This window comes from Altererythrobacter chaiwopuensis, from assembly GCF_054957755.1.
On sequence record NZ_JBTXJG010000001.1, the window covers coordinates 889,047 to 914,792 of the forward strand.

Here is a 25,746-nt window from a genome sequence, read left to right on the forward strand (position 1 = left end):
TTGTGCTTCGAATGATCGCCAACTGTGTGGCCGCTGCCTTGTTCCTCGGCTCAGCCCCTGCCTATTCGCAGATCATCTTCGGGCAGGCTCAGGCAATCGACGGCGACACTCTTCTACTAGGCGATTCTCACATCAGACTCCATGGGATCGACGCCGTAGAAAGCTCTCAGCAGTGCACCCGCAATGGGACCACCTGGGCCTGCGGTGCCGACGCTGGTCAGCTTCTATCAAGCCTAGTCGCTGGTAAGGCCGTCCAGTGTCAGCAGAGGGACGTGGACAGTTATGGGCGGGTAGTTGCTACCTGCACTGCCAACGGTGTGGACCTGAGCCAACGGATGGCCAACGCTGGTTATGCTGTTGCCCTTCCCCAATACAGTGACCGGTATGTCGGCGTGGTGGACCAGGCCAGAGCGCGGGGTGTGGGTATATGGGGTGGCGAGTTCCAAATGCCCGCCGACTATCGTGCAGCGAACCCCCAGCTTCTCCTTCCGCCCCCCTCAAGACCCCGTGATGACTACCGGGATGCACCAATGACAGCCCGCGAAGTTAGCCCACGGCAGAGCCAATCGGGGGCCGCGTATTATCGCAACTGTGCCGCCGCGAGAGCTGCAGGGGCCGCACCGCTTCGTAGGGGCTCGCCTGGTTATCGCCCGCAGTTGGACGCGGATAGCGATGGCATAGCTTGCGAGCCGTATCGGCCTCGTTAGTCGCCCGGTGGTCTCGGTTTGCTCAAGATAGGAACTTCAAGACCTTCGAGGGAGATTGAGGAGTTCGAGACGAAGTTGCTGGCGATATTGAGACGGCGGGGTTTAGGGGCTTGTATCTCGAGGCCCTCCGGTTAGTCTTGGGGGTAGGAAATGGAGCGCAGATTATGGCTTGGTTGCAGAGGCTTCGCGCCCACTTCACAGGAAAACAAGACAACTCGCCAGAGCTTGAGCAAGCGCTTAAGGAGCACGTTCAAGAATATCTCTTTGGCGACACAATCCTAAACAACCTCTCAGAAGAGGCGAAACAGAAGCAAGCCGCAGGACTTGGCGCACACATCCAAGAGGCGCTGACTAGCACCAACCCCTTGGCAAAGGTCCGCGAAAACATCTGCGGCTATTCGTTCCAATACGCAGCCGTGCAAGTCATTTGTCTAACGGAAGCCGAAAAGGAGCAGGCCTTCTACGCAAGCAACCCCCACATCTCAGCGAAGCTCTATCACGATATCCGCTCGGCCATCCCCCACGTTGACGACCTCAAAGAGATGGAGGACGACCCTGCGGACGAGAGCCTCATTTTTGCCGCGAACCTCCGGAGTGCGGTACACCTCTTCTATCTCAACGCATTCAATATGGTGCGCCTGTCACTCGGAGATCATCCAGACCCTGACTGGTATTTTCCGCTCATTGAGGCAGACCTTATTTGGTCAGAGAACCGAATAAGGCGGGCAATGGGACTGCCGCTAACAGTTCCGACGGATACAGACGCGCTGGTCTACTCCTCGATGTCGAATATGGTCGAGAACGGGAACGAAAATCCATACTTGGCGTGGCGAGAAGCGTGGCCGAATCACTACCTGAGTAGTGACGTCCTCAGATAATTTCGGGGCCGACTGCATTTAGTGCGGTTTTGATACTAGCAGGCCCCCCCCTCGTTGAATATGGAAGTAAGATAGCAGCCGGGAGCAGCAGACGGTGGGGGACAAGGGTAAGACGGCTTTAGGCTGGCTGGAGCGCCATCCCGTTTTCAGCAGCGGTTTGGCCGCCATATTGGGCGCTGCCTTCACTGTCGGAGCGGCATGGACTTCGATCAATAGTAGGATCGAGAGGCTGGAACTCAGCGTCCAGGATTTCAGACAGACCACAGCGGATGAGCGATGTCAGGCGGTCTTAGTCCGACAGATCGCAGCCATTGAACAGAACCGCTCCGATCTCCAGCCGGTCTTCCGCGATCTCATGAAGCAGCACTGCCGCCCACTCGGCCCCATTGATGGTGATGGGGAGGTAATGCTTGCGACCAGCCCGATGTCCAATAAAGAGTTTCGCGAATACCTACAGGAACAGGAAAAAGCGCGTGCGGCTTTTCAGCGGGAGGTGCGCAAGTTTGATGATGTTCTTGGGCTGGACCGACTGGAGGATTTGAGGGCCACTATGGAGAACCTTGGGAAGCCGCAGGGTGGTGGGGAGGCTGGTTCAAACAAAGCAGGGGATAGCGGACCCGTGTTAGTTCCATAATACACCTTGCATATACCGCCCCGCCTCAATTTCGCGAACAGGCCCTGCTGACCGTTGCGGGTGAGATGCCGAAGTGCCTTGCGGTCTGAGCGATGCTGGCGCTGTTCGCCTTTCGCCATCCGGCCACTTCCTGTGGGTCTACCTTTTGGGGCCTTCCGAGACTTGCCTTGCCCCGATGGGTCCTGCCAGTCTCCTCAAGAGCCTTGCGCGCTCTGGCCCTTCCATCAGCAGTCCGCTCGGCGATCCGGCGCTTCTCCATTTCAGCGACCTGAGCGAGAACGGCTAGGATCAGTTCCCCCACACCCCGCCCGATAGGGCCAAGGCCATGGACGTCCACGGTCACCCCGTTGTCGATCAGCTGGCGGACGGTGGCTTGCACGTCCAAGGCGTCACGGCCCAGCCGGTCCACCGCATAGACACAGACGGTGTCCCCTTGGCGGACGTAAGAGAGCATCTTGGCAAAGCCGGAACGCTTGGCAGCGAGTACGCCCCCGCTCACGCCTTCGTCACTGAACTCTTGATCGAACTCACCACCCATTGCGCCACGCTGGGCTTCGATGGATTGGTCTGCGGTCGATACACGATAGTAAGCTATGCGAGCCATCTGGCTATCTCCTTCAAAAGATACTTCCAGATAATGAGGGGTACCGCATAAGTCAATATGCTATCTTTTGAGGGATTATATCAGACACAATCCATCCTCTCTCATAAGGTGTAAGTTGTGGGGGGGTGTGATCAGCTCGCCCCGTTTCGGACTCGTTTGGACTTAAACTGCCCACTGGTTCCACATGGTCGATATTTCGGTCCCTGCGGATGGGATAGACGTCTAGCTCCCAACCAATGGAGGACTGCATGAACGAAGAGCAAACGACGGGCACAGTAGCGGCAGAGGTTCGCGCGAGGCTCGACAAGCTTCTAGGCGAGAACACGGAAGACTGACCCCGCCCCGTCAAAAGCGCACAGCCCACCGCGCCCCAACAATCCCCCTCGGATATCCGACGGGGAACTGAAGGAGCGCGGCGGGTCTATTTGTGGGCAGCACCCCCTAGGGGGGGAACCGCTGCCTTCTTATGCGTATATTGACCTTCAGATTTTTGCACCAAAACTAACGGACTTTCGGGCGACACAGTCCAACGAATAAGGCAAGCATGCACTCGTCAGAGATGGAGACGAAAACATGGCTGATATTGGTTCGTGGAGTGACTTCGAGAAGGGGCTAGCTGCAGCCTTTCTCGCTATGCTGTGGCTTGGATGGATGATCGAGAGGGTCGGAAGAACTCTAGATTCCATCAAACAAATACTGCTCGAAATACGTTATCGCGACTAGATTGCGCGCTTACTCGGCAAGCATATAGCCAACAGCGCCGTTCCTGAGAGCATCTTCAATCAGCGGATAGTAGAGGCTGCTCGCTGCGAAGCTGTCTCTACGGTCTCCAAGGCGCGTGGCCAGAGAGGCGAAGGGGAACGGCTCGCGGTTGTGGGTGCGGGGAGCGGTAGCGATGGTCTCTTCTGCAACCGGGATCACCTCACCATAAAGCCCCCGATACACCCTGTAGCGCCTCATGGGTGCGCTCTAGACATTGGGGGATAGCTAGGCTCGTACGGCTCAGACTTCCTCGTTGCGAAGTAGGCCTGCATCTCTGCGGCCACCTCTTCGACTAGCCTGCTCATGTCCCGGGACGCTTTGGACGATTCCTTGGCGCACTCTCGGCACTGAGAGGTTAGCCCGTCGGGCTGGCTGCGGTTTCGGTAGAACCTCTTGACGTGTTGGACGGTCTGGCAGCTGTGACAGAACTTGTGACGCTCTGGCACAGGCACAGAAATCCTCTTTCTAGGCATGTTACCTCCAGGCCAGCAAAACGCTGGCATTTTGGGTTGTCGGGATTGGTTTGGAAGTAGCCCCCCAAGGCCGCTCGGGATTTCCCAAAAAGCCAGCCTTGCGGGGTCATTCTCAGCCCACAGCGGCCATCAAGAGCGCGACCGGGGCATAGGGCGGAACGCAAAGAGCGGACAGCCCGTACAGGTGCAGGCTGCGACCTGCTGTCGCCAGCCTCCCGGCTCTAGTTCGTCGTGTATGCAATCCTTGCACTTTGCGTCGATTGCGGCCTTCCGGGATAGAGTGGCGGTGCTCACGCATCGCCGCCATCGGCGGAGGTTCTAACTTCAGTCATGTTGAAATGCTTTCCGCTGAGGACGTTGCCTCAGTCTCTAGTGTTGGTGTTTGCGTCGATTGTAGACCCGGCTTGTCCTCGGTCACCTTGAAGGTTTCCGATGGATTACGCGGGGGTGGATGGAGTCAGGTCTGGAGGGGGTTTACCCCGTCCATGAAACCTCTCTGCCCTTGCAGAGGCTCCGAATGAGAACCCTTGGGGCACAGGAAGAGCACTGGCGGTTCTCCTAAAGGAGATACCTAATCCTCTTTCACCGGGGGTGTTCGCTTCTCCGGGAGTAAGGGTTAATTGAAGAAGCCCTGATTTCCCGGGTTTCCGCTAGTGGGTGGAAAGCAGTCGCTCAGTGAGCCCCCTGGTGGTTGCATCACACAGATGAGCAGCTTAGGGCGCTCAGCGCGCCAACGCTATGTTCGTGTTGCCCGCAGGGGGTAAGTTCGATGAGTCCGAAAAAACCGGAGAGACGAGCGGATATCAGGATATTCCTGATCTGGCTCGCAATCTTCTATACTTCGTGGCTCGTCATCGTGATTCTTGTCGATGGATGGCAAGCTATTCTCGATCATTGGCCGATCGCCGCCGCGATGGCGCTGGGGTCGTATTTTGCAGGCTCAACGCCAATGGGTGGTGGCACGGTCGGGTTTCCTGTCTTGACCCTGCTCTTCGACCATCCCGCGTCGCTGGGTCGGAATTTCGGCCTCGCGGTCCAGTCGATCGGCATGGTATCGGCCAGCATCTACATTCTCGCGATGCGGCGCCATATCGACGGGGCGATCCTGCTACCGGCACTGGTCGGCGCAGCCGTCGCAACGCCACTCGGCGCGGCATTCCTTGCTCCAGAGGCACCTGACCTGTTGGTCAAACTCATCTTCGCCGTGATCTGGGCTGGTTTCGGGGTGATCCACTGGCTCAAGATCGCGGACATTGTGGGACCCGAGGGCCCCCGAGTGCCGCACGGAGGCCTCGATACTCCGATCGGCCTCGGTATCGGCCTGTCGGGCGGCATCATCGCGTCGCTTACCGGGGTCGGGATCGACATGATCATCTACGCCGTGCTCGTCCTGTTCTATCGGACCGATCTTAAGGTCGCGATCCCCACTTCGGTGATCCTGATGGCGTTCACCTCCGTCGTCGGCATCGCCAGCAACGCTGCGCTCGCATCGGCCTTCCCCGTCGTCTACGCGATTGATCCCGCGGTCTTCCTGAACTGGCTCGCTGCCGCCCCCGTCGTCGCCCTAGGCGCCCCGATCGGCGCGATCGTGGTCGAGCGCCTTCCGCGTCAGCCCACCCTCCTTCTGGTCTCCACTCTCTGCATTGCGCAGTTCGTCTGGACTCTCGTCGACCAGCAGGTCGGCGGATTGACGCTGATCGTAACGTTATGCGCCCTGATCCTGGTCTGCTGGTTCTTCCTCTATCTTTTCAAGCTCGGCCATCCCAACTCAGCCTACGCGGTCGAGGAGATCCGGCCCGCGCCAACCATGTCGTGACAAGAGGATCAGCCCTCTCCAGCGTTTCGACTTCGACAGCTTACGTGAATGCTAGCGAGGCTGGCGAATGGCAACGATGAGCGCGCATAGCAGAAGGAATGACATTGGGTCGTTAGCGGACATATGCCTTGATCCAATGAGGCACAGCCTGCAGCGATACTCAGTAAGCTAAGAAAGCCACGATTTTTCCGACCTTTTCGGATACCGCCGGTGTCTTGGGTGTCGACGTACCGGAGAACCTATAGGTCTCTGAAAATGCCACGGTTTCGCTGTCAAAATTCAGACCATCGCTTTGCTTGAAGACCACACCTCCAAGCTACCCGCCTTCAGACAAACTGTAGATGCACTGAAAGGGAACCTAAAGGATCACCCTTAGGAGCTTACGGTAAGAGCTAGTGTAAGAGTTCTAGAAGGAGTGTTCTCTTAGGATAACCTAAAGGGCGCGCGCACGCGTACACGTACGTGAAAGGGATTTAGGCCGCCCAATAGCACCCAACAGCCACGGCCAGAGAGTGCTCGGTTCTTCGAGGGTGGGTGTTTATTAGCATGGCCCTAGAAGCCACGGCCAGAAAGTGTTCGGTTCACCAAAGGTGAGGGTTTATTGGCATGGCCTTAGAAGCCCCTCAGAGCCACCGCAGGACTCGAAGAGCCGATGCTGGCTATCCGGGACAGCGGGATTCATCTATCGGCGTCCTAGCGAGTCCCTAGGGGGCTTCTCGCGATTGTTATTCAGGGCGAAGCTTCTTCTCCCGTCCGGAACTGCGGGAACTCAATGTCCGGATATTCGACCAGGGCGATCAAGTCGGCCTTCTGCTGGATTGTGATCCCGTCGGGACTGTAGCGTCCGTAGGTGAGCCCGCGTTCATGGCCCAGCACTTGCGCCCACTCGTTCTCAGGAACTCGACTACGCTCCATGATCTGCGTGACGTTCTTGCGGAACGAATGGAACACCTTGCGGCGGTCCCTGAAGCCCTTGGCGATCTTGAAGCGGGAGAACTCGGTGGAGGCGTCCATGCCGGGTTTTCTGCCGGGGCCTTCGGGGTTGAAGGTTGGCCAGACGCGGTCCGTTGATTTGCCTTTGAGCTTTGTGAGCCAAGCGATCTGCGGATGGATCGGGACTTGTCTGTTTCCAGCCTCGGTCTTGGCATCCTCTACTTCGATGAAGGCGATCCCTTCCTCCTCGCGGATATGCCCAAGGGTCAACGAAGCAATCTCATTGATGCGCATGCCTGTGTGCAGGGCGACCACCATAACCTCGGTCACGTCTTGTCGAGACGGCGGGGGATCGAACAAGGCCTGGAGTTCTTCTGCGGACCACGGTAGATAGCCGAGCTGGTTCTTTCCCGGCTTCAGGCGCTGGCGCAGATTGGCGAAGGGGTTCTTGCCCCCGCAGCGGTCCCGATCTTCGCCCCATCGCCACAGCTCCGAGAGCGCTTGCACATGACGGTTGAGGCTGGACGCCGAGAGGCCTTTCGAATGGTCACCGAACTCCCGCAGAAGCTCTGGCCACTCCATCTTCTTGCTCTTGGCTGACTTGCCCCAGAGCGGGTTCCACCGCCTGAGCACGTCCATGAAGCCCACAGCATCGGCCTTGCGGACCTCAAGAATAGGGCGGTCTCCGAAGTAGCCTGCAAAGAGGCGATAGCTGGCCTCCTTCTGCTGGCGGGTGTTGCTCTCCTTTAAGCCGTGCTGCGCACCCCACCACTCGAGGTAGTCGGATGCGGTTTCTGAGAAGCTCGGCTCCAGCTCGCGCCGCCGCTTCACTCGCTTCCCCCGGTGCTCTGAAAGGGCGTCTTGCAGGCCTGCCAGCTTGGCCAACTCGACATCGCTGAGACCTTTCCTCTCGTCCAGCTCCGCGAGCTTGTCGATCTCGTAATCGATGCCCAGTTCGACTGGTGAGCTCTCAGCATCCGCATGGACCATGAACTTGCCTTCGAGCGCTGAGCGCCTTCCGCTCTCATAGACCTGTCGAAGCGTCTCGCGTGTGGCGTTCCCCTCGGACTCCATCGCGGCCCATTCCAGCCGCAATCCGCTCTCCCACGCCGCCGCTTCTGCTTTTGCGGTAGGCCTGTCCATCGCGCTCATGGTGGCCTGCATGAACTCTCGCCCACCGTAGCGCTCACGGAGTCCTTTGGGGATTCGGACTTTCGCCCGCCATTTGTTGTATCGGTTCTGAAGGGTCGCCAAGGGTCGTCCGTCCGCTTTGTGGGCCATGTTTGTGGGCCAGCTTTGTGGGCCGGGAGGCTTTGAAATACAAGAGATATTAGGAGTTCTGCGGGTTTGAGGTATCTCCGACAACGCCTCCTGTCACCCCTGCCATTTCCTGCCGTTCAAACAGCAAAGGGGCTGGCTCTTCCCAGAGCCAGCCCCTTTTGTTTGCCGCTCTCAATATTCGTTTGGTTCTTCCGGCGTGTCGGCGGTGTGGGTCGGCCCGGCGGTCCTGTTGCCGCGCGCGAGTGCGAACACCACGCCAGACAACAGCAGCAACGCCAGCAGGTTGGGCGCTACCATCACGGCATTGGCAATGTCACCCATACGCCAGATCAGGTCCGATTCGCGGCTTGCCCCGATAAAGATGACCACGCACCACAGCACCCGCCATGCAAGGTGGAGTTTCTTCTCGCCGCCACGCGTCGAACCGGGGAACCGGTCATAAATGAATGTGATTGCCCGTTCGCCGTAATAGCTCCAGGTGAGCAATGTGGTGAAGACGAACAGCAGCAACGCGATGCTGGCGACAAGCGTGCCGAGGGGAACGCTCCCGATTTGCAGTGGGAAGGCGGCGGCAAAGGCACCGCTGGTCATGGCGAAACCCTGAAGGCCCGATTGCCAGGCATGCAGCACCGGCTCGCCATTATGGGTGAAATTGCCCTCCACGGTCAGGATTACCAGCGCGGTCATGGTGCAGATCACGATCGTGTCGATGAAGGTGCCCAGCATGGCCATGCGGCCCTGGAATTCGGGATCGTCGGTTTGCGCCACGGCGTGGGCGATCGGGGTCGAGCCCTGGCCCGCTTCGTTCGAGAACAGCCCGCGTGCCACACCGGCGCGGATCGCCAGGATCACCGCCGCCCCAAGAAAACCGCCGCTGGCTGACTGGGCATTGAAGGCCCCGCCGAAGATCCGGCTGAAGGTTTCGGGAATGTCCTGGATATTGAGCAGGATCGCGATAATCGCCATGATGATGTAGGTCGCGGCCATGAAGGGAACGACCTTCTCGGCGACATTGCCGATCGACTTGATCCCGCCGATGATGACGATGAACACCAGCACGGCAACGATCAGCCCGCCAAGCCATTCCTCGATCCCGAACAGTTCGTTGAGCCCATCGGCCACGGCATTGGCCTGGATGCCGTTGCCGGTAACAAGCGCGGAAATCAGCGTGCCGATGCAGAAAGCGATTGCCAGCCAGGTCCATTTCGGCCCCAGCCCCATCATGATGTAGCTCATCGGTCCGCCGCGATAAACGCCGTCGCTGGTCTGCTCGCGGTAACGGATGGCCAGCGAACCCTCGGCAAAGGCCAGCGCCATGCCGAACAGGGCAGTGATCCACATCCAGAAGATCGCCCCCGGTCCGCCCAGCGCGATCGCGGTTGCGACCCCGGCCAGATTGCCTGTGCCAACCTGCCCCGAAAGCGCAGTCGAGAGCGCGGCGAAGGGAGAGATTTCACCCGCTCCTGCGCCCTTGCGACCTGCAAACAGCCCTTTGACGGCGGCACCGAACTTGACGATCGGGTAAAACCGCAGGCCAATCATGAACCACAAGCCCGCACCCAGCAGGATTACCGCCAGCGGAGGTATCGGAATCAGCTGCACCCCGTCCCATGTGCCGCCCCAGATAAAGTCTGCCACATTGGTGACAGGGCCCAGCAGGCGTTCATCCAGAGTGGCCGGTTGACTGGTTGCCATGTTCGATCGTCCCCTTGTTGCGTCCCGGTAGAAGGCGGGCACGCTAAGGCCAAGTGGTTACATCTGCAACGGGGTTTCGCCGCTTACCCCCGGCCTTGCCCCATAAATGGCCAAGCCCGCTTGCTTTTGTGTAAAGCCACGCTTAAACGCGCAATCGTCTTCCGACATTGGAATCAGCTTAAGCCCCTCCCGGACCTTGTTCGGGGCGGCGAGAAACCCTACCTGAAAGCCAAGCCTGGAAGGCGGAACAAATATTATCGAGGACGGAAGGTCACCCCATGGCCGAAGAGAAAAAGCGCAAGACATCGCCCGCCGAGTTTGTGAACCAGGTTCGCAGCGAAACGAACAAGGTGGTGTGGCCTACCCGTGAGGAAACCATCCGCACGGCGATCTTCGTGTTCATCCTGATGGTGATTCTCTCGGTGTTCTTCCTCGGTATCGACACGGTCTTCAGCGCGATCGTGCAATGGCTGCTGTCGCTGGCCTGATCCGCGCATTTCATTTCACGGGAATTCACCATGGCTCGCTGGTATATCATTCACGCCTATTCGGGTTTCGAGAACAAGGTCCGCGATGCGATCATCGCCGAAGCCGAACGGTTGGGGCTGTCCGACGCGGTTGAGGACGTCCAGATCCCGACCGAAACGGTGACCGAGGTCAAGCGCGGCAAGAAGGTGCAGGTCGAGCGCAAATTCATGCCCGGCTATGTCCTCGCCAAGCTCAAAATGACCGATGACGTGTACCACCTGATCAAGAACACGCCCAAGGTCACGGGTTTCCTCGGCTCGAACAACAAGCCGCAGCCGATCAGCGAGAAAGAGGCCGCGCGCTATTTTGGCGGCGTGGAGGAAGCCAAGGCTGCGCCCAAGAGGGACATCAGCGTCGATTACGAGATCGGCGATCAGGTCAAGGTGCTCGATGGGCCCTTCGCCAGCTTCAACGGCGAGGTGGAAGAGCTCGATTTCGACAAGGCCAAGGTCAAGGTTTCGGTTTCGATCTTCGGCCGCGCAACCCCGGTCGAGCTGGACTTCGAGCAGGTCGAACTGGTCAAGTAAGGGTTCGGGCGGGCTCAGGCAGGTTCGTAAGCTTCAACCGCTTCGATGATCGCAGCGCTGGCTAACGCAACGCTGGTATAGCCGGTGAGGTCTTTGGCGATCTCGCCCTTGAGTCTCGGGGTGGTTTCCTTGCCGTATAGGTTGCGTAGCTCGCCCAGCGTACGCGGGTCGGCGATGACAATGATTTCAGAGCCTGGCTCGTCGATCGCCGCATTTTCGAGGACATTGGCGGCATGGTGCGCGAATAATTCCTCTCCTTGCTCCTGCCAATCGGTGTCGGAATAGCTGCTGCGGCGTTCGCCAAAGCGCGACTGTGTCCGGCCCGGTCGGTCCGATCCTTGCTCGTGAGTGCGGGGATTGTCCGCTTCCTGCTCAACCAACATGGCAAGGGCCGGGGCAGTCGCGCCGCCAACATTCCGCAACAGCATCAATTTGCGCCCATCGGCTACCAGAATCAGCGCTCCGCTTTTGATAATCATCGTCGATATCCTCTTCTCGATGGTGGATGTCGGTTTACTCCGCGAATTGCCCGTTGGCGAATGACTTCGGTCAAATTCCGCGGCGTCAGTAAACGCTGCGCGCGGCGGCGGTGCCCTTGGTCGCAAGCGAGAAGCGCGGTTCGATCGCCAGCTGCGCATCGGCGATATGGCGCGCCACCAGTTCGCCCACGGCCGGCCCGTGCTTGAAGCCGTGGCCCGATCCGCCGCCAACCAGCCACACCCTATCATGCCCGGGCAGGCGATCGACCAGAAAATCGCCGTTCGAGGAGTTTTCATACTGGCACACCCGGCCATGGATCAACGGCGCATCGGCGAGATCGGGGAAGCGCCGAGAAAGATATTCGCGTGCCTGCTCTACCATTGCCGGGGTGAGCCGCCGGTCCTGGCTGTCGGGATCGACCACCGGCCCATGCCGGTCGAAGGCGATCTTGAAGCCCTGATTCTCGAGGTCCGGCAGGCCATAGGCAATGTCGCCCGCGTTGTTGTCGGCCCATACTGGCAGCGCAGGTGGGGCAAAGCGGGCATCGCCCGGCGCACTGCCGAAATGCATGATTTCCTGCCGTGTAGGGATTATCCGCCCGCCCAGCACATCGGGGAACAGCTTGCCCAGCCATGGGCCGCAAGCATAGACGACGTGGCGCGCGGTGACGCCCTCGGCCACCAGATAGCTGCCATCGCTGGTTTTGACAGGCGGCTGCGCCTTGGCGATGACGAGCGGCGCGCCGCTTTCCCTGACCAGCGTCTGCACCGCACGGCCCGCGATCAGCGCGCCGGTTTCCAGCTCGACAAAGCCTTCCTCGCCATCGGCAAAGCGCATCTGCGGATAGCGCTGGCGCAAGGCCTGGGCGTCCCCGCGCCAGTATGCATGCCCATTGGCACCCAGCCATTCGATGCTCTGGCGCATATAGGCATCGCCCGCTGGCGATAACCACAGCACACCGATCTTGTGGAGCACCGGCAGCGCGCAGCGCGCCGATAGCGCTTGCCAGTGCGGCAGCGAGCGCGCCGCCATCTCGGAATAGATCGTGTCCGCGCCATAGCTCATCCGCGTCACCCGGCTTTCGCCAGCGGAGGAGGCGCGGGCATTTGCTGGGCCGTACTGGTCGATCAGCGCTACCCGGTATCCGGCCTTGGCCAGCATCCATGCGCTCCACGCGCCGAACACGCCCGCGCCGACCACGGCGACGTCGAAATTGCCGCCCGATCCCGTTTGCGCGCGCGCCGCGCCGGTGGCGGTTATCGCTGCGCCCGCCAGCGCCGTGGCGCCCGCCAGCTTCAGCCCCTCGCGGCGTGTAATTCCCTTGGCCATTGCGCCTCTCTCCCCCGATACCGACCGGTAGGGTAGAACGATGCGGGGCAGCGTCAAGGCGCGCGGAGCCTTCCAGCCAGGCTTTCCTACTCGCTGCCATTCGTGGTTGGTGGGCCGATATGGGAATGGCGCGTCATCTCTTGCAAGCAGCTCGCAACAAGGCGCTTTCCCCCGGGGGAATTGTTTCTTCTATACCGTGTTCCATGTGTTCCATCCGGCAGGGCCTGGCTCGCGGGTTTAGCTTGCACTCTGCGCGAAAGACGCTATGTGCGCGCCTTCCTGTCCAACCGGCAGGAAAACCGTGCGGGAGGTTCGGGCAACCGGGCTGTTTGACCGCTTAACATGAAGGCGCGGATACGGCGATCTCCGCCAATGCGCCTGACAGTGTGAAAGGAGGCCCCAGTGGCCAAGAAAATTGACGGCTATATCAAGCTGCAGGTGCCGGCTGGCACTGCAAACCCCTCACCCCCGATCGGCCCGGCGCTGGGCCAGCGCGGTGTGAACATCATGGAATTCTGCAAGGCGTTCAACGCCGCGACCGACAGCCTTGAAAAGGGCATGCCGATCCCGACGATCATCACCGTCTATGCCGATCGTTCGTTCAGCTTCATCACCAAGACTCCGCCGGCAACCTTCCTGATCAAGAAGGCCGCCAAGCTGAAGTCGGGCTCCAAGGAGCCGGGCAAGGTTTCGGCCGGAACCATCAAGCGTTCGGCGCTGGCTGAAATCGCCGAAATCAAGATGGCCGATCTCAACGCGAACGACATCGAAATGGCAACGCGCATCATCGAAGGCTCAGCGCGTTCGATGGGCCTCGACGTGGTGGAGGGCTAAACCAATGGCAAAGCAGACCAAGAAGCAGAAAACCCTCGCCGAACTCGATCGCGAGAAGCTTTACACCGTTGACGAAGCGCTGGGCGTGCTGCGCCAGTTCAAGGGCAAGTTTGACGAAACCGTCGAAGTCGCGATGAACCTGGGGGTTGACCCGCGCCATGCAGACCAGATGGTTCGCGGCATGGTTTCGCTGCCTTCCGGCACAGGCAAGGATGTGCGCGTGGCGGTGTTCGCCAAGGGCGACAATGCCGACAAGGCGCTGGCCGCCGGTGCTGACAAGGTCGGCGCCGAAGACCTGATGGAAGACATGCTGGCCGGGAACCTAGATTACGACCGCGTCATCGCCTCGCCCGACATGATGGGTGTGGTTGGCAGGTTGGGTAAGACGCTTGGCCCCAAGGGCCTGATGCCCAACCCCAAGCTGGGCACCGTCACTCCGAACGTGGCGCAGGCAGTCAAGGATGCCAAGGGCGGCCAGGTCGAATTCCGTGTCGAGAAGCAGGGCATCATCCACTCGGGGATCGGCAAGCTGTCGTTTGACGATGCTGCGCTGAAGGCCAACTTCAAGGCACTGACCGAGGCAGTGGTCAAGGCCAAGCCGAGCGGCGCCAAGGGCAAGTATGTCCGCAAGGTCACCGTGACCTCGTCGATGGGCCCCGGCCTCAAGGTTGACCTGTCGGAAGTCGAAGGCGCGTAATTTTTTGGTCGACCCGCACTAACGCTTCGCTGCTTGAGCGCGGATCTCCGAACTTTCCTACAGCTGAATCGATGACGTAAGGGCCGGGGGAGCAATCCTTCCGGCCCTTGTGCCGTCTTGGCCCAGCGATCAGGCGAACAGCGCCCAGATGGTCATGAAGATCCCGATCATGCCGGTTCCGTAGGCTGCAGAACGCAGGCCAAACACGCCAAACAGATAGCAGGGAATAAAGACTGCGCGGCCAAGGATGACCAGCCAGGCGGCGATCTCCGTCAGCGAACTGGTGCGATCCAGCATCAGCACCAGCGCCATCAGCGGCAGGTACATCAGCATGGCTTCGATCTGGTTCTGCACGGTGCGCGCAAATCGGCCTTGCAGCGCGCTCTTCTCAACCGGTGCATCGCGGCTGCCAAGGCCCCATTTGAGCCCTTGTGTCAGTGGGACCAGGCTGCCCTGTATTGCGGTCAGGAGCAGCAGCATCACCGGCAGCGCCACGATCGACCAGATTTCGACTGTCATAACATCCTCTCCTTCTGAATGCAGAGTGACTATAAAAAATATAGTGAATGGTCAATCTGTGTCCTGGCCGCTATGGGAAAGGGGTGACCCGGCACGATATCCCCCTCTGCCCGATTTCGCGGACCGCAGTGTTCATCGGCTCGAAATGGACCGCGCAGATCATGCGCGAATTGCTGCAGCACGAGCGGCGGCGCTATCAGGACCTGCTCGATGCCCTGCCGGGGATCGCGCCCAACACGCTGTCGCACCGGCTCAAGCTGTTAGAGCAATCCGCGATCGTCCGCCGTGAATTCTACGAGGACAATCCGCCGCGCGCGGAATATGTGCTGACCGACAAGGGGCGGGCCATGGGGGGCATCATCCAGGCGATGCGCGACTGGGGCGAGCAGTTCGGCTAGGTCGAATTCCCGGCTGCAATGCCGCGCAATTGCCGGGCATAGATCCAGCCGATCCCGATCAGGCTGAAGCCCAGCGCCATGAAACTGGCGATGCGCAGCAGGCCTTCGAGCCCTGCAGCATCCCACAGGAACACCTTCGCCACTGCCAGCAGCATCAGCACCAACGAACCGATCCGCCAACTCCGTTCGCCGCGGCGTTGGCCGACGAACAGGAAGCCGAGCGCCAGCAATATGCCGAGCAGCGAGCGCAGCAGGTCCTCCGCCTGGCTCATCGGCAGGTCGATCAGGATGCTGCCCGCGAATGCCTGCCGCAGCAATGCGAGCGCGGTGAGGCTGGCCACTGCCATCACCACTGCGTCGACCAACGGACGCTGGATCGCGGCGGCATGGCGGCGCAGCAGCAGGGCGGCGAGAATTGCAACCGTACCTGCGGCGAGCACGAGATTGGCGATCGGCGCCGGCCCCACGGCCTGCCGATCCCACAGCGGATTGTGCACCCCGGCGCTGAACCACAACGCATGCGCCAGCGCCATGCCCGCGAATGCCACCGCAAGCCGGGGTTGCGCTCCCAATTGCGGGATACCGCGTTCAAAGGCCAGAGCCGCCCCCAGCAGCAAGGCCTGCCACAGTGTGCGTTCGGCCAGTGCGAACGACACGAATGAGCTGATCGTATCGACGGCAAAGGCCTGCCGGAACAGCGTGTGCACGATGACTATGGCCACTGGCGCAGCCAGCCAGCGCGTATCGAACCGGCCCCGTATGGGCAGGCTGACCAACGCCAGCGCGCCAGCGAACGGTAAGAGCCGGGTGAGGAGTTCGCGCAGCGAGGGAAGCTCGCGCAGGAACAGCGGATCCCCGGCAAGGGCTGCCAAACTGCCCACCGCCCATTCGCCCAGCGGCACCAACGCCCACAGGCCAGCGATGGCCACCAACGTCGCCTGTGCCGCCACGCGGCCGCGCTGCAACTGCCACAGGGTGATGGCACCGATTGCGGCGGCCCAGGTGAGCGCGATTTCCCCAACCACCTGCGCGATAAGGCCATAGGCCAGCAGGGCAGCAAGAACCTCTGCGGTCGACCGCGCCCTGTGGTTCTGCTCGCGCCAGGCCAGCACCACCCAGGGAACAAGGCCCGCGAGCCAGCGGATCACACCCTGGGCGGTGTTGCTGCCTTGCTCGCCGCCGAACAGGCGCGCTACCTCGGAATTGATAGCTGGCACTGCAAACAGCGCCACCAGCGCGATCGCGGCGAAACCCCAGGGGATCGCCCGCAATGGCCCTTCGTCACGTCGCTGCAGCAGGGCGAACAGGCCGGCGAAGGCCAGGGCTGCCATAGCCACCGCCAGCCATGCCGGTGTCACCAGCAGGGCAGCTGCCGACAGCATCAGCGCGCCGGTCACCAGCAGCAGCGCCAGATCGCCCGCCCGTTCTGTGCGCCACAGCCGCCATGCACCTGCAAGCGGCAGGATGGCGAACGCCACGAATGCAAGCGCCAGTGGCGCTTCAAGTATGTCACCTTCAGGCTTGCCGTAAGTGGCATAGCCAATGATACCGAGCGCAAAGGAAGTGCCTACCAATTGGAAAATGTCGATACGCGCATCGGACCCGCGCCAGGCATGCGCCAACGGAACCCCCGCATGTACTGCGGCGATCCCTGCGGCAACCAGCGCGAATATCAGCGGATCGGCATCGTTCCACTGCGCCAGCAGCAGCACCGCCACCACCGCTGCGATCGCGCTCGTTTCGCGCAATTCGGGCTTGCGCCACGCCAGGAACGCCAGCGTGCCGCCGAGCAGCAGGTAAAGCGCCCAGGCCAGCGGCGCATAGCCGCCCTGATCGACCAGTAGCGCCAATTGCACGCTGGCGACAAAGGCAGAGGCGATGCGCACGGGCCGCTCGTAATTCCTGGCCCCGGCAAATGCAGGCAGGACTGCGCCGAGCACGACGAAATAGAGCCCCAGCGCGAGGATCTCTGCTACGCCGGGATCGCCCGCAAGCAGCAATATCGCGCCCCAGCCGAGGCCGAACACCAGCGCCGCGATCGAAAGCCAGGGCCGGGCCTGCTGCTTGGCGGTGACGGTCAATCCGGCAGTGACAAGACCGAGGTAGAGCGAAAGCAGCGGCAGATTGGCTTCTTCTCCGCCGACCAGTGCAGGAGCGGCAAAACCTCCCACCAGGCCCAGCACCACGCAGGGCAGGCCGAAGCGGAACGACAGCGCGATCGCGCCTCCCGTGACCGCGGCCAGGCCCAGGAAAGCAAGGGTCTGGCCCACCAGGCCATATTGCGTGCCGGCAAGATAGAAGGCCGCATAGAGCGTGGCGAGGCCGGCCCCGGCGAGCGATTGGCGTACCCGCTCGTCGGCGAGTTTTTCCGCGTTGCGATAGGCCCATTCGGCGCCGCCGAGCAGCAGGAACCCGAACACGAAGGCAAGCGCGACACGCACTACCGGCGTCAGCAGGCCGGCCTCGATCGAATAGCGCACCAGAAACACGCCCGCGATAGCAAGGGTGATTCCGCCCGCCCAGATCGGCAGGCGCCGCCCGAAGATATCCTCGAAATCGAACTGGAAGCGCGGCGCGGCAGGTTCGTGGGGCTCGGGTTCGGCCGGCGCTTCGTGTGACTCCGCGAAATCTGTTTCGCGCGCTGGCTCTGGGCTGGTGTCCGTTTCGGGTGACTCCTCCCGGCGCGTGATCGGGACGCTCGCGGCCGGGTGCGCCGGTAGCGGTTCATGCGATGTTTCGAAATCGGGCCTGTCCGGGCGAAATTCGAGCTGCGCAACCTGCCGCTCCAGCCGCTCGACCCGTTTCCACAGCCAGGCGAATGCTCCGCCCAGCACGACAATCAACATGAAATTCATCGCGACCGCTCTCCCCCTTCACAGGAGGATAGCGCTCTTTGCCTGACCGAGGAAGCCGGAAACGCCCTGACCCTAGATCCCGCCGGTGGTGAAATCGAGGCCTTGATCGCCCAGCGCTTCGCACAAGGTGTCGACTGCGCTGCCGAGATCCTCGCGGCTGGTCGATCGGATCACGAAGTTTGCACCCACGCGCCCGTCGCGGAAGAAGGGATAGCTGCCGATCTGGCAGTTTGCATGCGCCCTCTCGACTTCGCGCAGGATTTCGGCGACCTCGCTTTCGGCGGTCCAGCACCCGATCGTTTCGCTGAGCAACGGCGCGCCGCCCTCCAGCGTTCCCGTCAGCGCGTCGAGCATGCCGGCGGTAATGTGCGGCACGCCTGCCATCAGGTGGATATTGCCGAGCTTGATTCCCGGCGCGCCCGACATGCGATTGGGGATCAGTTCGCCGCCTTCGGGCACCCGTGCCATGCGCAGCCGCGCCTCGGTCAGCTCCATGCCCCGGCTGGCATAGTATTTTTCGAGCATCGCCCGCGCCTCTGGGTGCACGATCACCGGCACGCCCAGTGCGGCGGCGACCGCATCGACGGTGATATCGTCATGCGTGGGGCCGATCCCGCCGGTAGTGAAGAGATAGTCATAGGCCTGGCGCAGCGCGTTGACCGCTTCGACAATCCGCGACTCCACATCGGGCACCACGCGCACTTCGGCCAGACGGATGCCCTGTACCTGCAGCCAGCTCGCGACCTGCGCGATATTCTTGTCATGCGTGCGGCCCGACAGGATCTCGTCGCCGATCACGACGAGCCCGGCGGTCCATATCTTGTCAGGAGAGGTCATGAGGTGTGATTAGGCGAGAACGGGACGGATCAAAAGAGATTCGTCATTGCGAGCCGAAGGCGAAGCAATCCAGGGACTGATCGTTCGGCAGCCGAAACCCTTGGCCATGGATTGCCGCGTCGCCCCGAAACGAGTTCGGGCCTCCTCGCAATGACGAGGCTTTGTTACTCAGCCGCTTCGAGTTGCTCGCCCGCCATGCGTGCATTTGCACCAGCGCGAGTGAAAGTGAGCAAGCCGTCATCCACTTCCCCTTCGCGAAGCGCCTTGCGGTCAAACAGATATTCCTGATTGAGCCGCCAGGGATAGGTGGTCGCGCTCTTGGGCATGATGTGCTTGCCGCGCTGGATGTAGCCCGACGAGAAATCGAACAGGTCGTCATCTTCGATTCTGGCTTGGTCTTCAGCCGTGAGCACTGGGGCCGCAAGGTCGGCCCCGGTTGCTTCCATGTGATTGAGCACGCGGCACACGAATTCGGAATTGATGTCCGCGCGCAGGGTCCAGCTGGCATTGAGATATCCAAACACCACCGCCAGATTGGGCAGGTTCGAGAACATGCAGCCCTTGTAATAATAGTGCTGGCTGAATTCGATCGGCTCGCCCGCCAGGCTGATCTTGATCTTTCCGGCAATGGCAAGCTTGAGGCCGGTTGCGGTAACGATGATGTCAGCCTCGAGCAGTTCACCCGTCTTCAGGCGCACCCCGTTCTTTTCGAACTTCTCGATATGGCCGGTAACGACCGAGGCGCGGCCCGCCTTCATCGCTTCGAACAGATCGTTGTCAGGCACCAGGCACAGCCGCTGTTCCCACGGGTTGTAGGGCGGGGTGAAGGCTTGTTTATCGTAATCCTTGCCCAGCGCCTTTTCGATCCGCTTGTGCAGCCCTTCCTTCATCTTTTCGGGCTTGTTGCGAGCCATTTTGAAGCTGTAATCCTGCAAGGTGATGTTCTTGAACCGGGTAATCGCATAAGCGAGTTTTTCCGGCAGGATCTTGCGCAGGAAATTGGCGAGCCCGTCCTTCGCCGGGCGCGAGAACATCCAGGTCGGCGTGCGCTGCAACATGGTCACATGGGCTGCATCCTGCGCCATCGAGGGCACGATAGTTACCGCTGTCGCACCGGATCCAACCACCACAACTTTTTTCCCGGAATAGTCGTAGTCTTCCGGCCAGAATTGCGGATGGATCACCTCGCCTTCGAATTCGCTGAAGTCGAACCCGGCGTCATAGGGATCGTCATAGTCGTAATAGCCCGAACCGAGATAGAGGAAGTTGGCGGTAAGCAGCTTGCGCTCGCCATCTTCCAGCTCGACCGTGACATGCCAGCGCGCCTCGTCAGGCCGGAAATCGGCCGAAACGACCTTGTGACCGAAACGGATATGTGGGTGGATGCCACGCTCATCTGCGATGCGGCTCAGATAGTCGAGGATGGCGGGGCCATCGGCGATCGATTTCTCATGCGTCCACGGTTCGAATACGAAGCCGAGCGTGTGCATATCGCTGTCCGAACGGATGCCGGGATAGCGGAACAGATCCCACGTGCCGCCGATTTGCGCGCGTCGTTCGACAATGGCGTAGCTTCGGCCAGGGCACATCATCTCCATATGCGCAGCCATGCCGATACCGGAAATACCGGCGCCAACGATCAGCACATCAAAATCGGGCGGTGTAGCAAGCATCCTGATATCTCCCCTGCTTACACTGATGTAAGCATACAGATTGCCACAATGCTAGACCCGATGGCATTTTGCAACTGACTGATGTTGGCAGATGCGATAGGGCGACCGCGCTATGGCCAGACTTGCTCTCATGATTCCTGCCGCATGTGCGGTATGCCCGCTCTCTCCACTGCTGGCGCAGGAGCCCGCAGATGGTTCAGATGGACCGGAACGTGAGATTGTCGTGATCGGTGAGGGGTTGGAGCAGGCGCCATCCGTGGCTGCCTATGCGGTGAGTGAGATTGATCGCCCTCAAATCCTTACTTCGGCTTCGGGCCGGATTGAAGATGTCCTGTCGAATATTGCCGGATTCCAGCAGTTTCGGCGTTCCGATAGCCGCTCGTCAAACCCCAGCGCACAGGGGGTGACGCTGCGCGCACTGGGCGGCAATGCCACGAGCCGCGCGTTGGTGTTGCTTGACGGAGTGCCGATGGCCGATCCGTTCTTCGGCTTTATCCCGTTCAGCGCGATCGCTCCAGAGAGGCTGGCCAATATTCGCGTCACGCGCGGGGGTGGATCGGGGCCGTTTGGTGCTGGCGCATTGGCCGGGACTATCGAATTGCAGAGCGCAGATGCTGCTACACTGGGGCCGTTCAGCGCGAGCCTGCTGGCGAATGATCGCGGCGAAACCGAATCGAGCGCCACGCTGGCGCAGGATCTGGGCGCAGGTTTTGGCGTGATCAGCGCGCGCTGGGACAGGGGCGATGGTTTTTTCACAACGCCGGTGGACGAGCGCGTTCCGGCTACCGCACGCGCCGCGTTCGACGCATGGTCGGTGGGGGTGCGCACCGTTGCACCGCTCTCCGACACGATCGAGTTGCAGGCACGCGCGCTGGCCTTTCGCGACGAGCGAACCCTGCGTTTCGATGGCGGGGATTCCTCCAGCGAAGGACAGGACGCAAGCATTCGCATCGTGGGCCGCGGCAAGTGGCAATTCGATGCCCTTGCCTATGTCCAGGCGCGCAATTTCTCCAACGTGGTGATCAGCTCAACCCGCTTTGTTCGTGTTCTCGACCAGCGCAATACGCCCTCGACCGGGCTGGGCGGCAAGTTCGAACTGCGCCCGCCGGTTGGCGGTGGGCATACGCTACGATTGGGGGTCGATTATCGCCATGCTGACGGCGAATTGCAGGAAGAGGCCTACAGTGCATTCACCGGCAACCTGACTGAGCGCCGACGCGCCGGCGGGACCAATACAAATCTCGGGTTATTTGCCGAGGATGACTTGAAGCTTGGCGCTCTTACATTGACGGCGGGCCTACGGGCGGACCGCACCCGCATCGCCAATGGCTTTTTCCGTGCAGTTGATGCGAGCGGCACTCTGGTGAGCGAAATCACTGCCGCTGACCGGAGCGATTGGACGGTGACCTGGCGCGCTGGCGCAGCCTATGATGCCAGCGCGATGCTGCGCCTGCGTGCCGCCGCATATACCGGTATGCGGTTGCCCACCCTTAACGAGCTCTATCGCCCCTTTGTGGTGTTTCCGGTTGTGACCGAGGCCAATGCGGCGCTCAGGAACGAGCGGCTGGAAGGTTTCGAAGCCGGGGTTGATCTGGCACCGTGGCAAGACGTAACCCTTTCGATCACCGCATTCGATAACCGCGTTGAAAATGCCATTGCCAATGTAACCCTCGCGCCCAATGTTCGCCAGCGGCAGAACCTTCCTGCAATTGACGCGCAGGGGATCGAGGCATCACTCACGGCCAAGCGCGGAACCTGGCGCTTGAACGGCTCACTGGCCTACACCGATGCAGAAATCGACGGGCGGGGAAACTCGGCATCGCTTGACGGCAACCGCCCACCGCAGACAGCGCGCTGGGCGGCCTCTACCACGCTTGGTTGGGCGCCGATGCCTGGTTGGGACTTTGCCCTGACGCTGCGCCATACCGGCGCGCAGTTCGAAGACGATCAGCAGACCGACCGACTCGCAGCGGCAACCACGCTTGATCTTTACGCCCGGATTCAGCTCGAAAACCGGCTGTCTTTGGTGCTGCGGGGCGAAAATTTGACCGATGCACGCATCGTTACCCGCAATTCTGCCGGTTCGTTTGACTTGGGTACACCGCGCACGATTTGGGCCGGTTTACGTTACGGCATCTGACGTTTGACATCAGTTTGCAGCCGAAAAGGCTGCGGCATCATGTGACAATTTTGCACTCTTATGGCTGATCACAACCGACGGATGTAGGGTAGCCTCTTGTAATTTTCATCACCTGATTGGTAGAGTTTGCGCACAATCATGAGGTTTTGGGAGAGAGAACCTATGAAACGCAAGCTAACCTTTGCCGCAGCTGGCCTGATGGCCGGCACTTTTTTAACAACGCCAGCTTTCGCGCAGGATGCGGGTGATGAAGAAGAGGCAGTCGCAACCAATGTGATCATCGTTACCGCCCAGCGCCAGGCGCAAAGCCTGCAGGAAGTGCCGATTGCGGTCAGCGCCTTCTCGGCCGAGGCATTGGAATCGCAGCAGATCGAGAATGCGAGCGACCTGCAGCTGACCCTACCGAATGTGTCGTTCACCAAGAGCAATTTCACTTCATCCAGCTTCACCATCCGCGGCATTGGCGACCTGTGCGTGGGCGTTTCTTGTGACAGTGCCACCGCCATTCACGTCAATTCGGCGCCGCTGTTCGGCACACGACTGTTCGAAACCGAGTATTTCGACCTTGAACGGATCGAGGTTCTGCGCGGCCCGCAAGGCACTTTGTTCGGTCGCAATGCGACTTCGGGCGTGGTCAATGTGGTGACCGCCAAGCCCGATCTCAGCGGGTTTTCCGGTGCCGGCGAGTTCGAATACGGCAATTTCAACAGCATCAAGGCCAAGGGCATGGTCAACCTGCCCATCGGCGAAACCATTGGCGCGCGAATCGCGGGTTTCTACCTCAAGCGTGATGGCTACACGACCAATCTGTTCAACGGCCAGGATATCGACGACCGCGACATGTATGCCGTGCGCGGTTCGCTGCGGTGGGAGCCGGGGCCGGATACGACCATCGACTTGATGGCCTATTACTTCCGCGAAGATGACAACCGGATGCGCATTCAGAAGCAGCTTTGCCAGCGCGATCCGACCGGCGTGCTGGGCTGCCTCAACAACCGGCGAGATTTTGCCAAGACCAATTCCAATTCCACTTTCACCGGCACGCTGGGTTCGTCGGAATTCCTGGCACTCAATGGCATTCCCGCGAGCTTCGGCCTCAACAGCCTTTACGGCCCCGACGCCTATGCGAATTTCGTGGAGGCCCCGGATGTCCGCCAGATAAGCACCCAGTTCACGCCGGAATACTTCGCTGACGAGCTGCAGTTGCAGTTTGACCTGGATCACGATTTCGGCGCGATTTCAGTTTCGCTGAACGGCACCTATCAGGAAGCTCGCGTCGATTCCCGGCAGGATTACAACCAGGGCATCGGCGAGACTCCCAATGCTGCGCTTGCTTTCGGAACGCTCCAGACCTTTGCCAATCCGCTGGCGGTGGGCCCATTCGTCGCGTCCTATTTCCAGCCGGTAGTGGAGGGCCTGTTCGACAGTGCGGGCAATCTTTGCACTTCCGATACGCGGCTGGACAATCGCGGCGCGTTCGAGGGCTTCAGCATCTGCACGCCCAACGGGACCCAGTTCGACCGTTCCAATTCGGACAGCTCGGCATGGTCGGTCGAATCGATCGTCAGTTCGGATTTTGACGGTCCGTTCAACTTCCTGCTCGGCGGGATCTATGCTGAAAGTCATCTGACCGAAAACAGCTATTTCGTGAATGCCTTCGCGATCGACTATGTCGTGAGCGTGCTGGGCACCTTCACCGCGCTGGGAAACACGGATGCGAATGATGCCCCTGCACCGCTTGATCCGTCCTACCTTGGCACTTCGTTTTTCCGTAACAATACCGATGACTTCAAGCTGAAAAGCTATGGCATCTTCGGGGAAGCCTATTTCGAAGTGTCGGATCGCTTCAAGTTGACTGCGGGCTTGCGCTACAATGACGACCAGAAGGCAATCCGCGCTCGTTCCACCCTGGCGAGCTTCCTCAACCCCTTCAGCAATGATGGCGATCCCTTCGATTCACCCTTTGTCGGTTCCTTCGATGCCGATCCCGGCGTCGCTGGTAACCAGCTTTGGCAGGAACGTGAGGTAAGCTTCAACGAGGTGACAGGACGCTTCGTGGCCGATTTCCAGGTTACGCCTGACAATCTCGTCTATGCTTCCTATTCGCGCGGCTACAAATCGGGCGGGATCAACCCACCGCTGCAGCCTATCTTTGCCGTGCCCGACAGTTTCGGGCCGGAGCAGATCGACGCATTCGAAATCGGGACCAAGAATACCTTCGCAAACGGAGCGCTGCAGCTCAATGCCACAGCCTTCTATTACAAGTACAAGGGATTGCAGCTCAGCCGCATCATTGCCCGGACTTCCGTCAACGATACGATCGACGCGAACATCTGGGGGGTCGAGCTTGAATCCTTGATCCGCCCCGATGACAACTGGTTGATCAACATGAACTTCAGCTACCTCAATGCCGAAGTTGCCGGTGACCAGTTCTTCTCGGATTCGCGGGATCCGGGCGGCGGTGATCCCAATGCGGTGATCATCAAAGACATCACCAACGGCGCCAACTGCGCGGTCACGGGCGCTGGCGCCAATGCTTTCGTAAATGCTGTCAACACCCTTGGGTTCGGGGCAGCAGGATTACAGGGCACTTCGCCCTTCCCGTCAGATAGTGGCATAGCTTCCAGTGGTGCCTTCAGTATCTGTTCGGCGCTGAGTGCAGGAGCAAATGGCAACATCGGTGCTTTCAATGTAGCACTTGCACCATTGCAACCATTGCTCAACAGCTTCGGTCCGGTCCAGGTGCTTAGCCCCGGCGTGGAAGTGAACCTGAGGGGCAACAAGCTGCCGCAGGCGCCGGAAATGAAGGCCTCGGTCGGCGTGCAATATTCGCATGAATTTGCCAGCGGGATGACGTTGGTGCCGCGTGTCGACGTGGCGATGACAGGCGAGCAATATGGCAATGTCTTCAACGGCAATGTCAATCGCATCGCGCCGTTCGTTCAGGCAAATGCCCAGATCCAGCTCAATTCGGCGGAAGACAGCTGGTTCGCGCGGGCTTTTGTCCAGAACATTTTCGACAGCGATTCGGTGACCGGTCTCTATGTCACTGACGCCAGCTCGGGCTTGTTCTCGAACATCTTCACGCTCGATCCGCGCCGCTACGGCGTTGCGGTAGGCATCAAATTCTGATCGTGTCGTTCGCG

General features: G+C 60.4%; 22 protein-coding genes. 12 read left to right on the top strand and 10 right to left on the bottom strand.

Annotated features, from left to right (window positions below; translation table 11 throughout):
- Nucleotides 1-11: 11 nt before the first annotated feature.
- The 3 genes from ACX2DJ_RS04365 (at nt 12) to ACX2DJ_RS04375 (ending at nt 2,219) form a co-directional block, all read left to right on the top strand.
- A complete protein-coding gene (locus ACX2DJ_RS04365; protein WP_462572548.1) occupies nt 12-707 on the top strand; it encodes a thermonuclease family protein in 696 nt (231 codons plus the stop codon).
- Between the two features lie 110 nt (nt 708-817).
- Entirely contained in the window at nt 818-1,585 is a 768-nt protein-coding gene (locus ACX2DJ_RS04370) for a hypothetical protein (protein ID WP_462571198.1), read from the top strand.
- A 94-nt stretch (nt 1,586-1,679) separates the two neighbouring features.
- Complete coding sequence (locus ACX2DJ_RS04375; RefSeq protein WP_462571199.1) at nt 1,680-2,219, top strand: hypothetical protein; 540 nt, start codon at nt 1,680-1,682, stop codon at nt 2,217-2,219.
- Between the two features lie 25 nt (nt 2,220-2,244).
- Here ACX2DJ_RS04375 and ACX2DJ_RS04380 read toward each other — a convergent pair whose 3' ends face one another.
- A complete protein-coding gene (locus tag ACX2DJ_RS04380) occupies nt 2,245-2,823 on the bottom strand; it encodes a recombinase family protein (RefSeq protein ID WP_462571201.1) in 579 nt (192 codons plus the stop codon).
- 573 nt (nt 2,824-3,396) lie between these two features.
- Here ACX2DJ_RS04380 and ACX2DJ_RS04385 point away from each other — a divergent pair.
- Entirely contained in the window at nt 3,397-3,546 is a 150-nt protein-coding gene (locus ACX2DJ_RS04385) for a hypothetical protein (protein WP_462571202.1), read from the top strand.
- Nucleotides 3,547-3,555: 9 nt separating this feature from the next.
- Here ACX2DJ_RS04385 and ACX2DJ_RS04390 read toward each other — a convergent pair whose 3' ends face one another.
- Nucleotides 3,556-3,783 carry a hypothetical protein gene (locus ACX2DJ_RS04390; RefSeq protein ID WP_462571203.1) on the bottom strand — a complete coding sequence of 76 codons (228 nt, stop codon included), beginning with the start codon at nt 3,781-3,783 and terminating at the stop codon, nt 3,556-3,558.
- A 1,044-nt stretch (nt 3,784-4,827) separates the two neighbouring features.
- Between ACX2DJ_RS04390 and ACX2DJ_RS04395 the strand changes: the two genes are divergently transcribed.
- Nucleotides 4,828-5,874: a sulfite exporter TauE/SafE family protein gene (locus ACX2DJ_RS04395; protein ID WP_462571204.1), complete on the top strand. Its 1,047-nt coding sequence runs from the start codon at nt 4,828-4,830 to the stop codon at nt 5,872-5,874.
- A 729-nt stretch (nt 5,875-6,603) separates the two neighbouring features.
- Here the strand turns inward: ACX2DJ_RS04395 and ACX2DJ_RS04400 are convergent.
- Nucleotides 6,604-7,971 carry a tyrosine-type recombinase/integrase gene (locus tag ACX2DJ_RS04400; protein WP_462571205.1) on the bottom strand — a complete coding sequence of 456 codons (1,368 nt, stop codon included), beginning with the start codon at nt 7,969-7,971 and terminating at the stop codon, nt 6,604-6,606.
- Nucleotides 7,972-8,259: 288 nt separating this feature from the next.
- Nucleotides 8,260-9,783 carry an alanine/glycine:cation symporter family protein gene (locus tag ACX2DJ_RS04405; RefSeq protein WP_462571206.1) on the bottom strand — a complete coding sequence of 508 codons (1,524 nt, stop codon included), beginning with the start codon at nt 9,781-9,783 and terminating at the stop codon, nt 8,260-8,262.
- Between the two features lie 278 nt (nt 9,784-10,061).
- On the opposite strand from ACX2DJ_RS04405, the gene secE reads away from it, so the two are divergent.
- A complete protein-coding gene (gene secE / locus ACX2DJ_RS04410; protein ID WP_462571207.1) occupies nt 10,062-10,271 on the top strand; it encodes a preprotein translocase subunit SecE in 210 nt (69 codons plus the stop codon).
- Nucleotides 10,272-10,301: 30 nt separating this feature from the next.
- Nucleotides 10,302-10,838 carry a transcription termination/antitermination protein NusG gene (nusG, locus tag ACX2DJ_RS04415; RefSeq protein ID WP_462571208.1) on the top strand — a complete coding sequence of 179 codons (537 nt, stop codon included), beginning with the start codon at nt 10,302-10,304 and terminating at the stop codon, nt 10,836-10,838.
- A 14-nt stretch (nt 10,839-10,852) separates the two neighbouring features.
- Here the strand turns inward: nusG and ACX2DJ_RS04420 are convergent, their stop codons facing one another.
- Nucleotides 10,853-11,317, bottom strand: a complete 465-nt coding sequence (locus tag ACX2DJ_RS04420) for a host attachment family protein (RefSeq protein ID WP_462571209.1) — start codon at nt 11,315-11,317, stop codon at nt 10,853-10,855.
- An 85-nt stretch (nt 11,318-11,402) separates the two neighbouring features.
- Nucleotides 11,403-12,647, bottom strand: a complete 1,245-nt coding sequence (locus tag ACX2DJ_RS04425; protein ID WP_462571210.1) for an FAD-dependent oxidoreductase — start codon at nt 12,645-12,647, stop codon at nt 11,403-11,405.
- 402 nt (nt 12,648-13,049) lie between these two features.
- Between ACX2DJ_RS04425 and rplK the strand changes: the two genes are divergently transcribed.
- Complete coding sequence (rplK, locus tag ACX2DJ_RS04430; protein ID WP_462571211.1) at nt 13,050-13,481, top strand: 50S ribosomal protein L11; 432 nt, start codon at nt 13,050-13,052, stop codon at nt 13,479-13,481.
- 4 nt (nt 13,482-13,485) lie between these two features.
- Nucleotides 13,486-14,178, top strand: coding sequence for a 50S ribosomal protein L1 (gene rplA / locus ACX2DJ_RS04435; RefSeq protein WP_462571212.1), 693 nt, complete (start codon nt 13,486-13,488; stop codon nt 14,176-14,178).
- Nucleotides 14,179-14,307: 129 nt separating this feature from the next.
- On the opposite strand, the gene ACX2DJ_RS04440 is transcribed toward rplA, so the two are convergent.
- Nucleotides 14,308-14,697, bottom strand: coding sequence for an MAPEG family protein (locus ACX2DJ_RS04440; protein ID WP_462571213.1), 390 nt, complete (start codon nt 14,695-14,697; stop codon nt 14,308-14,310).
- 83 nt (nt 14,698-14,780) lie between these two features.
- On the opposite strand from ACX2DJ_RS04440, the gene ACX2DJ_RS04445 reads away from it, so the two are divergent.
- Entirely contained in the window at nt 14,781-15,095 is a 315-nt protein-coding gene (locus ACX2DJ_RS04445; protein ID WP_462571214.1) for a winged helix-turn-helix transcriptional regulator, read from the top strand.
- Here the strand turns inward: ACX2DJ_RS04445 and ACX2DJ_RS04450 are convergent.
- The 3 genes from ACX2DJ_RS04450 to ACX2DJ_RS04460 all read right to left on the bottom strand — a co-directional run bounded on the left by ACX2DJ_RS04450 (nt 15,092) and on the right by ACX2DJ_RS04460 (nt 20,460).
- Entirely contained in the window at nt 15,092-17,950 is a 2,859-nt protein-coding gene (locus ACX2DJ_RS04450; protein WP_462571215.1) for a DUF2339 domain-containing protein, read from the bottom strand. The two genes, ACX2DJ_RS04445 and ACX2DJ_RS04450, sit on opposite strands and share 4 nt — an antisense overlap.
- Nucleotides 17,951-18,022: 72 nt before the next feature.
- Nucleotides 18,023-18,787 carry a competence/damage-inducible protein A gene (locus ACX2DJ_RS04455; protein ID WP_462571217.1) on the bottom strand — a complete coding sequence of 255 codons (765 nt, stop codon included), beginning with the start codon at nt 18,785-18,787 and terminating at the stop codon, nt 18,023-18,025.
- 164 nt (nt 18,788-18,951) lie between these two features.
- Nucleotides 18,952-20,460 (bottom strand): flavin-containing monooxygenase, encoded by a 1,509-nt coding sequence (locus ACX2DJ_RS04460; RefSeq protein ID WP_462571218.1) that lies wholly within the window; start codon nt 20,458-20,460, stop codon nt 18,952-18,954.
- A gap of 130 nt (nt 20,461-20,590) precedes the next feature.
- Between ACX2DJ_RS04460 and ACX2DJ_RS04465 the strand changes: the two genes are divergently transcribed.
- Together ACX2DJ_RS04465 and ACX2DJ_RS04470 are read left to right on the top strand one after the other, a co-directional pair.
- Entirely contained in the window at nt 20,591-22,600 is a 2,010-nt protein-coding gene (locus tag ACX2DJ_RS04465) for a TonB-dependent receptor (RefSeq protein ID WP_462571219.1), read from the top strand.
- A gap of 162 nt (nt 22,601-22,762) precedes the next feature.
- Nucleotides 22,763-25,732: a TonB-dependent receptor gene (locus tag ACX2DJ_RS04470; RefSeq protein ID WP_462571220.1), complete on the top strand. Its 2,970-nt coding sequence runs from the start codon at nt 22,763-22,765 to the stop codon at nt 25,730-25,732.
- Nucleotides 25,733-25,746: the final 14 nt, after the last annotated feature.